We start from the raw sequence: 14,555 nt of genomic DNA, 5'->3' as shown, positions 1-14,555 counted from the left end.
CATAAAAAGCTTCATTAGTCGTTCATCAATATATTCATCATTGTCTTTTAAAGCTTTTTGTTCAATGCCATAGGTTTGAAAACCACATTTTTCATAAAGCTGAATGACGGGTTTGTTGTCATCTGCAACAGTGAGTAGAATTTGTTCTACATTATTTTTGCTATATTTTATAATTGTATTGAGTAGCATCGTTGCAATGCCTTTTTGTTGAAATTCAGGCTCAATAAAAACACTCGATAAATGTGCTTTATGAGCAAATTTTGCTCCAACTTCTTGTGTTAATGTGGCTAAGCCTATGATTTTATTTTTTTGATATACACCAAATACCGTCGAATTTGATAAGCAGGCTTCAAAAAATATTAATGATTTATCTAGCTCAGCCAAATACGTAGATCCAAACATTTTTGGCGATTTTTCTAAAGCTGAAAGTCTGATTGTTCTAAAATCTTGAACATCATTCATCTCTAAAGTTTTAATCTCAATGTTTAGCATATTCTTCTATTCAAAATAGTTTAACCGCGTTTAACTTAGCATAGATTAGTTGTTCAAATTCTAAAAAGCCTATACTTCAGTACTGTAAGTAAAATACGTGCACAATACGCATAAACACCCACAAGAAGCGAAAAGTTGATCCTATCAATTGTTCTTTATTTAGACTTTATGTGCATCAATCCATTCAAAAACAATCACCAAGCCATGCTTAAAGCTAAATTATCTGCAATAAAAAAGAGCCTCATAAGAGGCTCTTTTTGTACCGCACTGAACTAATTATGCATTAGTTTCAGCAGGAACTTTTGGATAGCTTACGCCGCCCATTTGTTCTGCAATACGAAGTACTTGGCAGCTATAACCAACTTCGTTGTCATACCATACGTATGCAGTTAAGCGGTTACCAGCAGTAATTGTTGCTTGCGCATCAAATACACCTGCAGTACGTGAACCAATAAAGTCAGAAGATACAACTTCAGTAGAGTTTGTATAACCGATTTGACCTTGAAGGTTAGAGTTGATTGAAACTTGGCGAAGGTATTCATTTACTTCGTCACGTTCAACTTCTTTATCCAAAGTTAAGTTCAAGATTGCAAGAGAAACGTTTGGTGTAGGTACACGTACAGAGTTACCAGTCAATTTGCCTTTAAGTGCAGGAAGCGCTTTAGCAACTGCTTTCGCAGCACCAGTTTCAGTGATTACCATGTTCAATGTTGCAGCACGGCCACGACGGTCAGCTTTATGGTAGTTGTCGATTAAGTTCTGGTCGTTTGTGAACGAGTGAACTGTTTCAACGTGACCGCCAAGAACTGTATATTTGTCATGTAACACTTTAAGTGTTGGTGTGATTGCGTTTGTTGTGCAACTTGCAGCAGAGATGATTGTATCTTCATCAAGGATGTCTGCTTGGTTCACACCAAATACAACGTTCTTCATGTCACCTTTACCAGGTGCAGTTAGAATTACGCGCGCAGCGCCTGGGCATTGAAGGTGTTGTGCAAGACCTTCAGCATCACGCCATTTACCTGTGTTATCAATCACAAGTGCATTGTTAATGCCGTATGCAGTGTAATCAACTTCAGTTGGATTAGATGCATAGATCACTTTAATGAATTGACCATTTGCAATGATTGCTTCGTTTTCTTCATCTACAGAAATTGTGCCTGCAAATGGACCGTGAATAGAGTCACGGCGAAGTAAAGAAGCACGTTTTTCTAGGTCACCGTCAGATGATTTACGAACAACGATTGCTTTTAGGTTAAGACCACGGCCTAAACCAGATTGACCAATCATTAAACGCGCAAGAATACGACCGATACGACCGAAACCGTAAAGAACTACATCTTTGTTTTCTACAGATGCAGCATTACCTTGTAATGATTTAACAGCATCAGCAACAAATGCGTCGATGTCGCCGCCTTTTTCTTTAAATTCAACAGCAAGTTTGCCCAAGTCGATTTCAGCAGTACCGATATTTTCAACTTTCGCCAAAGCTTCAAGAATTGGGAATGTGTTTACTACTGAAAGTTCAACGTCTAATACGCGAGTACGACGGTGAGCTTTAAGAATTTGAATCACTGAACGGTTAATTAAAGAACGACCGTATACTGTAGCTACGATGTTTTTTTCACGGTATAACTGACCCACTAGGGCAATCATACGTTCCGCAAGTTCTTCACGGTTTTTCCAGCGACCTTGGTGCTCTGCATGTAGGGCAACGATAGTGTCTTTGCTCACAGATACGTCCTCTAATTAATTGTAAATCGAAGCTTAAATTTCAAAACCCGACAATTGTAATGGAATTATCTAAAAGATAGAATCCAAAAGCTGATATTGGAGGCTTATTTTCTTATATATTCACTATAAATTATAAAAATAGTTGTAATTATTTTTATGATTTTGTTTTAAAAGATTTTTAAAATGCATTTTAGCGCCCCTAAAATACATTTTTATTTAATCGTTTCTTTATCAATCAGTGAATTAAGCTGTTTACAATTAAAGTCCTTATCAATGTGAGTAATTTAACTCATAACTGGTTTTTTCAGCTTTTGACGCCACAGAAAAGTTAAGGTCAAAATTAATAGAGGCATTAAAGTCTTCTACATCAAAATCTGAATAGGTTTCGGGTAAGCGAAGCAAAATTGGTAAGCGTGTAATGCCATTGTCACCACATGGAAATGCATAGTGGCGCTCATGTTCACTGAAATTATGTAAAGTCTCAAACTCTAAAAAGACTGAACATTTCGGATTCTGGCGTGGTGCTTGCAAAACACTCATAAACATTTTGTGCTTCATTTGTTGCCCGAGCTTATATGCTTCAGCCAAATCACGCTCTGCTTGATTACTCTTGGTCATGCGCTTAAAGAATGAGCCTTTCTCAGCACTTTGGCGTTTCAATTTATTGATATAGATTGTCAGTTCACGGTAATCCAGCAAATGCTCTGTCATTGCAAAACGAATATCTTGCAATGGTTTCAGTGAGCGTTGATGCATGACTTCCCACTCATGTTGATTCAGAGGCACAAAAGTATCTTGTCGACGTTTTTCTAATAATTTCAAATAGCCGACCATTTTATATTCAAACAACTGCACATGCTGATTAAATACCAATGCAGGTTGTTGTTTAAACTCACGATAATACGCGAGTAATTCTGAATATAGACGATGTACGCTTAAATATAAATAATCGAATTCTTCAATATGTGACAAATGCGATTTAATCGCTTCATAGACAGGTTTAAAAAAATCAGTGGTTAATATATTTTCAAATTTTTTCAAATGCATTTGTGCTACCACATCTGCATTTTTAGCTACAAATTGAATCGGTTCAATGAGTAATGGAATTAAAGATTTTTCGCAAACCTCTTCCAATTGCAACACAATATCCATCACATCAACATGAATTTGGCTTTGTACAGTCACCATGCATTCAATTAAAGATTTAAAGTGATCAATATATTCATTTTCTTCAGTGGCCTGCATATCCAACACAATCACATTTAAAAATGTTTGCGCTTCGATTGCCCCTTTCTCTTCGGTTAAAAAGCGTCGAATTGAATAGGGATTTTGCTCTACCTGCATTACAGGCGCGGTCACAAAAATATATTGTGAGGTTTTTACCAATTCAAAATGACGGATTTTTTGTTGTTTGCTCAAATAATATCGGAAAATCGGATGCTTCATAATGTCCGAATGGCGTTTCAACAAAGGTTTAAACCAATAACCTAATAATTGTTGCTTAATAAATACTTCAATAATAAAGCATTTAATCTGCGACTCTGTGAGCTTACGGATCCCTTCTGGCGGTGTAATCACCATACGACGAATGACTTTTGCTGCATTGAGTAAAAAAGTACGGCGAATCATTAATTTTTCGCGTTGCAACATAAAGTTTTCATCTACAGAAATCTGGTCAATTTGCTCTATCGCATTTTCCAAATAATCCGCAATTTGTGTGCTGTCTTGAATAGATTTAAGGTCTTCTAAAGATTCGCTCAGCGTTTTGGCAATATGTTGCATGCGATCATTGCTAAGGCTGTGTTTTAAAATAGCCAAACTGGATGACGCTTTGTACTCAAAACCACCTGTCATGCGGTTCCAATAGATTTCTTTGCTTTTTAAAATTTGATGATCAATCTCTTCGCGCAAAGCCATGTCAGATTCTTCAAGAATCTTAGTTAGGCGCGCTTCCCAATCCACATCAAGGCTAGGTTCTAGCTGCAATAATGCGGCGCGTATTTGATATGGAATACTGCTATTTTGCATGTCCTAGCCCTCAAGTTTTGTGAAATTTATTTAAGTTTAAAGCATTCGTCTTTTTATAAGCATAAATGTTAAACAGTTATCATTTTTTAATCAATAGCGTGATTCTGTCTTTGAGCGAAAAGATAAACGGTTTATCTGATTTTTAAAAAATTGCTATATTTTCGAAGACGTATCGGCTCTAAGTTTTTTTTATTTTTTTAATTGAACATTCTTTCTTATCGCGATATCAATCAAAATGATATATTAATCCGTCTTGATCATTTTTGATCAATATCGCTAGCTTTGAATCAGGATTGATATTTATGGATCTAAACGCTTTTGAAAAGCAGCGACATTTTTTTGCAACATTTTTTCTTTTTGCTTTTGCTTAAATACATGCACTGTACCTTCCACCATTAATAATAATACCGCGCACCAAATTGGAATATAAGTGAGCCATTCGTTGGCTTCAATACGCTCGCCCAAAACTAAAGAGGCAAAAGCCAATAAAATTGGCTCTAAATAACTAAGTAAACCAAAGATGACAAATGGCAACATGCGACTGGCTAAAATATAACTCCCTAAACCAAAAGCACTTAATATACCCAAACCAATGACTGCAAAAATTAAATGTGGAAATTGTGCAATTAAAGGAACACTATCACTATAGAAAAAGCCTAGATAAATGGCCACAGGAATAATCAGCAGTAAGTCCCACCAAAAACCACCTAAGTGATCTGTTTTATAAACACGGCGCAAAAAGAAATATAAAGGATAAGCCAAAGCAACATAAATGGTTTCCCAAGCAATACTGCCAATTCGCCATATTTCGTGCCCTACACCTAATACAGCTAAAAGCACTGCGGCCCACTGCCAATTTGTCAGCTTTTCTTTATATAAAATACAACCTACTAGCACCATAACCAAAGGCAATAAAAAATAGCCCAAGGAGACTTGCAGGCCTCGCCCATTAATAGGACCCCACAAAAACAACCACAATTGAGTGGTACACAATAAAGAGCTCACAATGAGCCAAATCAACAGTGCAGGCTGTTGCACGATTCGTTTAAAGATTGCTGTAACGTGTTTTAAATCACCTGAATACCACATAAACAGCGTTAAAAATGGCAATGTGGCCAACATGCGCCAAGCAAAAGTTTGCTCACTATCCAAGGGCTGTAAAAACTGAGTATAGAAATACAACACACCAAAAGTGACAGATGCCAAAACAGACAATGCAACGCCTTTATACATCATTCACCTCAAACAACCTCTGGATTATGCATATTCAAATGAACAGCAGACAGTATCTATAATAGTGGATGATTCTAGCAAATAAAAAAACCATGCTTAAGCATGGTTTTTTTATCATTTGTTCTATAAGTTAAAATTAGTGCGGTGCTTTTTTACTTTGTTTGGTATGAATAACATCACTTAAGTCATAGCCAAGACCTTTGGCATAGTCTAAATATTCATTAATCACGTGTTGATCAGGATGTGGCACACGTGATAACACCCATAAATACTTACGGCGTGGCTCGCCCACTAAAACGGTCTGATAATCTTCGTCAATCTTTAATACCCAATAATCGCCACGACCTACAGGTAACCAACGAACGGCATCAGGCAAGAAGCTTACTTTTAATTTACTGTTAAACGGTGCGTTTTGTACAAATGCCTCACCAAGCGATGAGGTCACTTTGCCATCTTTCATCACACAGCGATTATCTACTTTGATATTGCCATTTACATTTAAAGTATATACCGCAGTCACATCACGATCGCACTTATTTTGAAAGACCAGTGGTTTACGGGCCACTTCATACCAAGTGCCCAAATAACGATCAAGCTCAACACGCTCCACCACAGCCAAAGGTTTGGTTTGAGCATAAGCCATAGTGGCAGCCCCTAAGCCCACCACTACCGCACCACCTACAACAATTTTTGCCAATCTAAAGCCAGCTTTTGGGAGATGATTTATCATAAATAAAGTCCTAAGTTTTTATATAAATAGATTAAGTTTGATTCAAAAAACATATTTAAGCTCAAATTTTCCTACTTACAATAACGCGTGAAAATCGACCATGTGTCTAAATTATGTAATGATCTACATCTCCCTAAGAACTAAAAATCATTGTAACAACTGTGATTTTAGGCGCAAAATCTCGTCTCTAAGTCGTGCAGCTTGCTCAAACTGAAGCTCTTTCGAGGCTTTCAGCATTTCCTTTTCCAACTTAGCCATGTGTTTAGCCAAGAGCTTTGGATCTGACAGCAAATGTTGTTCATCTGCACTTAAAGCTTTCGCTTGCTCATCAATTTTCGCATCGACTTGATCATCTGTAAGCACTTCACCTGTATCAATTTCTTGCGTCACTTTACGTACTGCACTACGTGGCACAATGCCATGAATTTGGTTAAATTCGATTTGCTTAGCACGACGTCGGTCTGTTTCGTCTATTGCTTTTTGCATTGAATCCGTGATTCGGTCTGCATATAAAATGGCTTTACCATTTAAATTACGAGCTGCACGACCAATGGTTTGAATCAGTGATCGCTCTGAACGCAAGAACCCTTCTTTATCGGCATCTAAAATGGCCACCAGCGAGACTTCTGGCATGTCCAAACCTTCACGCAGTAAGTTAATCCCTACAATGGCATCGTATACGCCAGAACGTAGTTCATGAATAATTTTTGTCCGTTCAACGGTATCGATATCTGAATGTAAATAGGCAACTTTCACGCCATATTCTTTTAAATAGGACGTTAAGTCTTCTGCCATGCGTTTGGTCAGTGTAGTCACTAACACGCGTTCATTTAATTCTCGACGATTGTTAATTTCAGATAACACATCATCTACCTGTGTCAGCACAGGTCGGATTTCAATGATTGGATCGACTAAGCCTGTTGGTCGTACCACTTGCTCGACAATTTGTTCAGATTTTTCTAATTCATAGCGTGCAGGTGTGGCACTCACATAGATCGTTGCAGGTACTATTCGTTCCCATTCTTCAAATTTCATTGGACGATTGTCCAAAGCACTCGGCAAACGGAAACCATAATTCACTAGGTTTTCTTTACGTGAGCGGTCCCCTTTATACATTGCACCAATCTGTGGCACCGTCACATGCGATTCATCAATGATTAATAAAGCATCCTCTGGAATATAATCAAACAAGGTCGGTGGAGCTTCCCCCGCAGGACGGCCAGATAAATGACGTGAATAGTTTTCAATGCCATTGGTATAACCCAATTGTTGCATCATTTCTAAATCATAACGGGTGCGTTGTTCGATCCGCTGGGCTTCGAGCAATTTATCGTTGGCTCTAAAAAAGCCCAAACGTTCGGTGAGTTCTTCGCGAATGGTGTCTATGGCACGGCGTAAGTTATCTTTTGGCGTCACATAATGGCTTTTTGGATAAATTGTGATGCGTGGAACTTTGCGTACCATTTTGCCTGTGATCGGGTCGAACCAACGGATCGAATCGACTTCATCATCAAACAACTCAACCCGAATTGCATACTGATCCGATTCTGCAGGGAAAATATCTAAAATTTCACCGCGGATACGATAAGTACCACGTAAAAACTCTAGCTCATTGCGGGTATATTGCATTTCAACTAAACGACGAATGAGATCATCTCGATTCAATCGATCGCCCTGCACAATATGCAATAACATGCTCATATAAGCATTTGGGTCACCCAAACCATAAATTGCCGATACTGATGCAACAATAATCGCATCTTTACGCTCTAGGAGCGCTCGCGTTGCCGATAAACGCATTTGATCAATATGATCATTAATTGAAGAATCTTTTTCGATAAATGTGTCCGATGAAGGCACATAAGCTTCAGGCTGATAGTAGTCATAATAACTGACAAAATATTCCACGGCATTATGTGGAAAGAACGACTTAAACTCACCATATAACTGTGCAGCCAGCGTTTTATTATGCGCCATAATAATGGTTGGTCGCTGTGTGCGTGCAATCACATTGGCCATGGTATAGGTCTTACCTGAGCCTGTTACCCCCAATAGCAACTGATCATGCATACCTTGCTCCACCCCTTGCACCAATTTTTCAATGGCTTGTGGCTGGTCACCGGCAGGTTCAAAATTTGTGACTAATTCAAATGGCTGGGGATCACTCATAGGATTCGGCTTATTCTCGGACTAAACATCAATATCAATTATGAGGGCTAGTTTAAGCGATACAACGTTGCCTTGTAACATTCATGTGTAAAAAGTTCAGCCTTGTATTGAACCATCACAGCAGTCCATTCAATATCACAACGCTTTGATATGTAGCGCATGCATGCCTATTCTATTTGTCAGATCAGATAACATCCCATTTTCAGTAGTTTAATAGACCTAAATGCCTATAAATCAGAAAAATAATCTGTTCATGACTTGACCAAGTCATCAAGCAATTGCACCATGAGATGAAACCACAGCATAAGTGAATACGAATGACTTACCATTACCATGACGAAAGTATTGTGAAATCTTTACCAGAAGATACCATCTTCGTATTCGGCAGCAATTTAGCAGGTCAACATGCTGGTGGTGCCGCACGAACAGCTCAACAGCATTTTGGCGCACTGAAGGGTGTGGGCCGTGGTTGGTCAGGACAAAGCTTTGCTATTCCAACCATGAATGAGCATCTGCAACAAATGCCACTCTCGCAAATACAGCACTATGTAGATGACTTTAAGATCTACACTAAAAATCACCCAAAACAAAAATACTTTTTAACCTCTATCGGATGCGGTGTTGCGGGTTATACGGTTGAAGAAATCGCACCGATGTTTAAAGGTATTTCACATAATGTGATTTTCCCAGTGTCTTTTCGTGCTTTCGTTGAGCGCCCACTCCCTAAACTTAGCAAAAAACTCCTGCATACAATCTTCCGTGATTCCGTGATTTTCGCTCCTGTCAGTGACGAACTAATTGATGTCTTAGCGCTGACAGACAATGAAAAAAGTTTGGCCAGAATTTTGCTCAACACACAAATGTATCCTACTGACAGTAATGGTCGTGATCGTGTATTTGAAATCGCAGATATTTTGCATAACTTAAACGGCAAAATTTTCGAATTTCAAAGTAATTCCGAAGGCCCGATGATTTTTGGTGGCGTCATTTTGTCGTTATTGGAACTATATAATCTTAACGAAAAGGATTTTGCCGACATTTGGCTGGGAGAGCGTGAAATCATGCCACCCAAGCCCGCCCATAAAGCAAAAAAATAGATCAAAAAAAGCCAATCACACCGATTGGCTTTTTCGTAATTTTCAGTTATTTTTGTGACTTGAAGCACACTTTAAAATAATACATTTCAAACCAAAGCCTGAAGTCCATCTGCTCTCGAGTTCATCATGATTCATCAAGACAATGCTATTTTTAATATGTCACCCATTCCACTTTGGTTGGAAGACTTTAGCGCAGTCAAAAAACAGCTACAGCAGTGGCGTGAAGATGGTATTGAAAACTTGGCCGAACATTTGTCACAAAACTTAGATTTGGTTCGAGAAAGTGTTAAAAAAATTAAAATATTACACGTCAATTCACAAACATTAGCCCTTTACGAAGCTACTGATTTTGGTCATTTATGTGCGCATTTGGATCAGATTTTTCAACAAGAAATGTTACACACACATATTGATGAACTGGTACAACTGTGGGAAGGCAAAACGCACTATATCAATACCGCAGTCAATTACACGATTCATGGCACGCGTTTAGATATTCAACTCCGTTGCACAATCCTGCCCGATTATGCAGATGATTGGTCACAAGTATTAATTAGCACAGAAAATATTACGCCTTACCAAAATGCACGTCGCTTAGAAGAAAAAAACCGCCAATTGGCAGAAGCTCGCTTTATTTACTCCCCAACCTCACTTTGGGTTGAAGACTTTAGCCAAATCAAACAACGCTTAGATCAATTACGACGGATTGGAATTGAAGACTTCACGACCTTTTTAGATGTACACCCTGATTTTATTCAGCAATGCATCAAAGACATTATCATTTTGGATGTGAATCAGGCGACCCTCGATTTGTTTGGTGCACCAGACAAACCCAGTATTTTACAAAATACTCATAAAATTTTTGCCAAAGAAATGACTCAAACATTTCGTGCCCAACTCTTAGATTTATGGGCAGGTAAAATTCATCATCAACATGAAGCCATCAACTATGCCCTAGATGGAAGCATTCGGCATGTGCTCTTACAATTTACCGTTTTTCCGGGCTTTGAAGATTGCTGGAGTACCGTGCAAGTCGCTTTGGTTGATATTACCGCGCGTAAAAAAGCCGAAAATTATTTAGAATATCTGGGCAAACATGATGCCCTAACCAAGCTCTACAACCGCAGTTTTTATATTGATGAGATCAATCGCTTAGAGCGCAGTCAGCAACGCCCTGTCTCATGTATTTTTATCGACTTAAATGGTTTAAAAAATATCAATGATCAATTTGGGCATGATGCAGGTGATGAACAACTACGCCGTATGGGGCATGTATTAAATCAATTAATACTCAATACCCAATATAGTGCTTCAAGAATTGGAGGAGATGAGTTTGTATTGCTACTGCCAAATGCAGATGAAACTTCGTTGCACAGTTGCCTCAACAGCTTACAAGAACTGATGCATGTCGACAATCAATTCCACTCGAGCCATCCTATCAGTCTTTCGATTGGGCATGCATGCTCACTAAAAGATGAACGTGTTGAAGACACAATGAAACGAGCAGATGCAGTGATGTATCAGAAAAAGAACGCCTACTATGCAATGCTAAATGCTAAATGCTAAATGCTAAATGCTAAATGCTAAATGCTAAATGCTAAAAAAATTAAACGCTATGAAATGATCAATGTAAAAAAACCTGCATAAATGCAGGTTTTTTTATTAACGCTTGCCCATTGAACGACGCGTACCACGAGGGGGCATCCAAGTACGGTCGGCATAGTTTTCTGGCTTTGGACGGACTTGATTATGCGCTGAATCTTGTTGTACTTGGTCATCAACAACCATAGGAAACGGAAGTTTCGCTATAGCTTTTTTCTTGGGAGGATTTTGGGTGCTCATGTGATTTACTCAATCAATACTGCACATATTGTACAAAAAAAATAGCTTTCATGCGCTATCCTTTGCACTTGAAACTCAAAAAAGAAAATCAACCTATCTGAGTTGTTGCGCTTTTCGAGTCCTCAAACGAGGATTATAATGACGCATATTAAGCGTCAGTACATTATAAAATTAAAATGATGCTATTTTTACATTTACATAACTAAACATATAAACCGCAAAAAATACCACATAAATGCGTTGTTTTAACAGGAGAACTACTTAATCATTCGCTTTAAGAAACAATAAATTAATCACGTTATTTGCATAATGCAAACTTAGAAAAATTATTAGCAATATACGGACACGGAGTCCTGACAATGAATAAAACATTATTATGTATCGCCACATCTTGCATGACTTTGCCTATGCTTGCACATGCAGAATCCCCTTACTTTAGCTTCAAAGATGGCAATGGATTTAAGCGTTTTTCTGTTTCAGTCGGCGCATTGCATGTGATGCCACAAGGTAAAGCACAGCCATTTCAGGTCAATACCATTGTTGATGAAGGTACAAAGGCGAAAGTTGGCGACGTATTGGGTAGTTCCGTGGTTGATGCCATTGATACATCGGTCAGTGGCGCCTCAACCAAAAAAACTTTGCTTTCTACACTGCTCAAAAGTGAAGAAGCCATTCTAAACACAGGAATTACTCAACAAGGTTTAGTGTCATTTAAAGGCACTGATGGCAAACAGTACCTCAAAGGTAGCGTAGCAGGCGAAGCTGAAATTGATGGCTTATCTGCTTGGAGTAACCCTGGGACAGGTTTAGAAGCCGATAGCGTAACTACACTCGGCATTATGACCAACTACTTTTTTACCGATAATCTTTCCTTAGAAATGAAAGCTGGGATTCCGCCTAAGGTCGATTTAAATGGTACAGGTAAAATTTATGCACCGCTCAGCGGGGTTGCTACACCAAGTAGTGTAGGTTCAATTTTAGGTGATTTACCACTGAAAAAAGACATTGAAATTACAGATTTAGCTGCACATGGTGCTGCCGCTTCTGCACGTGCATGGACACCTGCTGCTGAGTTGCAATATCACTTTGGTAAAACGGGCGTAAACAAATTCCGCCCTTATGTAGGCGTCGGTGTCATGTATGCTTATTTTAATGAGCTAGAAATGAACCCACAAATTAAGCAAGATTTGGTTAACGCTGGCCACATGATTGCCAATATTAAAGATGGAAAAGCAGGTGCCGCGCTTGATGGCAAACCAAGTAGTGCGAATCCTCAAGTCGATTTAGAAGCCTCTAGTGCTTTTGCACCTGTTGCAACTGTCGGTTTTACTTATGACTTTAATGACAAATGGTTTGCTGTAGGCTCTGTGTCTTATGCACACCTAAAAGGTGATACAACAATTACGGTCAGTGATGCAACCAAAGGCGAACTTATTCGCTCTACAGCAGATATTGAGATTAATCCAATTTTGGCATACGCAGGTGTAGGCATACGCTTCTAAGCTAAATGCCCTTCTGCTCTAATCTAAGTTAGCTCATCAACAAGACAGCAACTGCTGTCTTGTTTGATTTTTATGACAAACTCGCATAACAAAATTTTATCATCAGGTGAAATTTAATTAATCCCTTCACACACTGTATTGGCTTAAAATAACGATATTATTTTCATAATGACCATGCCAATGACAGATACTCGATTTTCCAAGCCTCTGATTTATATGTTAATTGGTAGTGCATTTATTTTGGCTTTGTCCTTAGGGATTCGCCATGGCTTTGGATTATATTTGGTCCCAATGAGCCATGAATTTGGCTGGGGGCACAATGTTTTTAGCCTTGCGATTGCCATGCAAAACCTCATTTGGGGTGCAGTTCAGCCCATTACAGGTGCATTTGCCGACAAATATGGTAGCAAGGTTGTAGTAGCTATTGGTGGCGTACTGTATGTCATTGGCTTACTCCTTATGGCGATTAGCTCCACTGGGCTTTTGTTAAATCTGAGCGTTGGCTTAATTTTAGGTTTAGCACTCTCAGCAACCTCTTTTCCTGTTTTATTGTCTGCTGTAGGGCGTGCAGCCCCGCCTGAAAAGCGTAGTCTTGCCATGGGGATTGCCAGTGCAGCGGGTTCATTTGGGCAATTTATTATGCTTCCATCAACCCTATTGCTATTGCAGCATATCGGTTGGTCAGCGGCTCTGGTGGTCAGTGCCATTTTGGTTGCACTCATTGTTCCTTTAGCTTGGATGCTTAAAGCACCTATTTATGTCGACCCAAATGCTTCTGCGCAAAGTCCGCATCCGAGCTTAAGCTTTAAACAAATTTTAGTCATTGCAAAACAGCACAAGCCTTTTTGGTTTCTCTCTTTGGGTTTCTTTGTCTGTGGTTTCCAAGTGGTGTTTATTGGGATCCATTTACCCGGCTATTTAAGCGATCACGGCTACAATGCCACCACAGGTACAATCTTTCTGGCCTTGGTTGGGCTATTTAATATTGTAGGCACATACGGCGCAGGCTGGTTAGGTGGCAAATATTCTAAGCCTCATTTGCTGATGTTGTTATACGGTTTACGGGGTATCGCAATTATCGGGTTTTTATTGTTGCCTTTAAGCACATGGACAATTTATGCCTTTGGTGTCACGATGGGCTTATTGTGGTTATCTACAGTCCCTTTAACCAATGGTATTGTGGCCAATATGTTCGGGGTTAAATATTTAACCATGCTCAGCGGTATTGTATTTTTCACCCATCAAGTTGGCTCATTTTTTGGCGGTTGGCTGGGTGGCCTGAACCATGACATGACAGGCAACTACAATATGGTGTGGGCTTTTTCCATTCTACTGAGTGTGTTTGGTGTATTGGTGCATTTCTGGGTTACTGAGGACACTGTCGTTCATGAATAATTCAATGTTTTGGCTTAAGTTTTCCATTTCAGTAGGTATTGCAGTGCTATTTGCACTTTCCATTATTTTATGGATGCAAACCCCTGCTTTGTTTAATGACTTCCAACAAGCTTTTTGTGCACATTAATTCAATTTAGCAAAAAAAAAACCTAGCTAAAAGATGTCAAAAACTTGACATTTTTTAGCAGTTTTTAAGGATATTTTTGCAAGAAAGACTAAAAGAAAATAAATCATTAACTTAAGATATTTTTTTCATTTTTCATAAACTTATCTTATTTTTTAATTTCTCAACCTCCATGATATTTCATAGATTTTGTTTATCCAAATACAACA

General features: G+C 38.7%; 12 protein-coding genes. 5 read left to right on the top strand and 7 right to left on the bottom strand.

Annotation, left to right across the window (positions count from 1 at the left end):
- From EXE29_RS11895 to uvrB, 6 genes are all read right to left on the bottom strand, one after another.
- The coding region (locus tag EXE29_RS11895; protein ID WP_130125659.1) for a GNAT family N-acetyltransferase at window positions 1-492 on the bottom strand (492 nt) is incomplete at its 3' end.
- 276 nt (window positions 493-768) lie between these two features.
- The gene (locus tag EXE29_RS11890) at window positions 769-2,226 is read right to left on the bottom strand and encodes a glyceraldehyde-3-phosphate dehydrogenase (RefSeq protein ID WP_106984673.1); all 1,458 of its coding nucleotides are present in this window, start codon (window positions 2,224-2,226) and stop codon (window positions 769-771) included.
- A gap of 270 nt (window positions 2,227-2,496) precedes the next feature.
- Window positions 2,497-4,254 carry a DNA topoisomerase VI subunit B family protein gene (locus tag EXE29_RS11885; protein WP_117007268.1) on the bottom strand — a complete coding sequence of 586 codons (1,758 nt, stop codon included), beginning with the start codon at window positions 4,252-4,254 and terminating at the stop codon, window positions 2,497-2,499.
- A 300-nt stretch (window positions 4,255-4,554) separates the two neighbouring features.
- Entirely contained in the window at window positions 4,555-5,487 is a 933-nt protein-coding gene (rarD, locus tag EXE29_RS11880) for an EamA family transporter RarD (protein ID WP_117007269.1), read from the bottom strand.
- Window positions 5,488-5,623: 136 nt separating this feature from the next.
- Window positions 5,624-6,217, bottom strand: a complete 594-nt coding sequence (locus EXE29_RS11875; protein ID WP_106984670.1) for a lipocalin family protein — start codon at window positions 6,215-6,217, stop codon at window positions 5,624-5,626.
- A 147-nt stretch (window positions 6,218-6,364) separates the two neighbouring features.
- Complete coding sequence (uvrB, locus tag EXE29_RS11870) at window positions 6,365-8,386, bottom strand: excinuclease ABC subunit UvrB (protein ID WP_120364736.1); 2,022 nt, start codon at window positions 8,384-8,386, stop codon at window positions 6,365-6,367.
- Window positions 8,387-8,703: 317 nt separating this feature from the next.
- On the opposite strand from uvrB, the gene EXE29_RS11865 reads away from it, so the two are divergent.
- Complete coding sequence (locus EXE29_RS11865) at window positions 8,704-9,483, top strand: A1S_2505 family phage non-structural protein (RefSeq protein ID WP_120364735.1); 780 nt, start codon at window positions 8,704-8,706, stop codon at window positions 9,481-9,483.
- A 126-nt stretch (window positions 9,484-9,609) separates the two neighbouring features.
- On the top strand, window positions 9,610-11,049 hold the full coding sequence (locus tag EXE29_RS11860; RefSeq protein WP_120364734.1) for a sensor domain-containing diguanylate cyclase: 1,440 nt from the start codon (window positions 9,610-9,612) through the stop codon (window positions 11,047-11,049).
- A 96-nt stretch (window positions 11,050-11,145) separates the two neighbouring features.
- Here EXE29_RS11860 and EXE29_RS11855 read toward each other — a convergent pair whose 3' ends face one another.
- Window positions 11,146-11,325, bottom strand: a complete 180-nt coding sequence (locus EXE29_RS11855) for a hypothetical protein (protein ID WP_106984666.1) — start codon at window positions 11,323-11,325, stop codon at window positions 11,146-11,148.
- A 359-nt stretch (window positions 11,326-11,684) separates the two neighbouring features.
- On the opposite strand from EXE29_RS11855, the gene EXE29_RS11850 reads away from it, so the two are divergent.
- The 3 genes from EXE29_RS11850 to EXE29_RS17835 all read left to right on the top strand — a co-directional run bounded on the left by EXE29_RS11850 (window position 11,685) and on the right by EXE29_RS17835 (window position 14,349).
- Complete coding sequence (locus EXE29_RS11850) at window positions 11,685-12,827, top strand: OmpW/AlkL family protein (protein ID WP_117007273.1); 1,143 nt, start codon at window positions 11,685-11,687, stop codon at window positions 12,825-12,827.
- A 180-nt stretch (window positions 12,828-13,007) separates the two neighbouring features.
- On the top strand, window positions 13,008-14,222 hold the full coding sequence (locus EXE29_RS11845; RefSeq protein ID WP_117007310.1) for an MFS transporter: 1,215 nt from the start codon (window positions 13,008-13,010) through the stop codon (window positions 14,220-14,222).
- On the top strand, window positions 14,215-14,349 hold the full coding sequence (locus EXE29_RS17835; RefSeq protein ID WP_265936311.1) for a hypothetical protein: 135 nt from the start codon (window positions 14,215-14,217) through the stop codon (window positions 14,347-14,349). Before EXE29_RS11845 ends, EXE29_RS17835 begins: the two co-directional genes overlap by 8 nt.
- Window positions 14,350-14,555: the final 206 nt, after the last annotated feature.

It is taken from the genome of Acinetobacter sp. WCHAc060006 (assembly GCF_004209135.1).
Taxonomy (GTDB): Bacteria; Pseudomonadota; Gammaproteobacteria; order Pseudomonadales; family Moraxellaceae; genus Acinetobacter; species Acinetobacter cumulans.
Note: the sequence above shows the minus strand (reverse complement) of the source record. Positions and strands in the feature narration are given on the sequence as shown.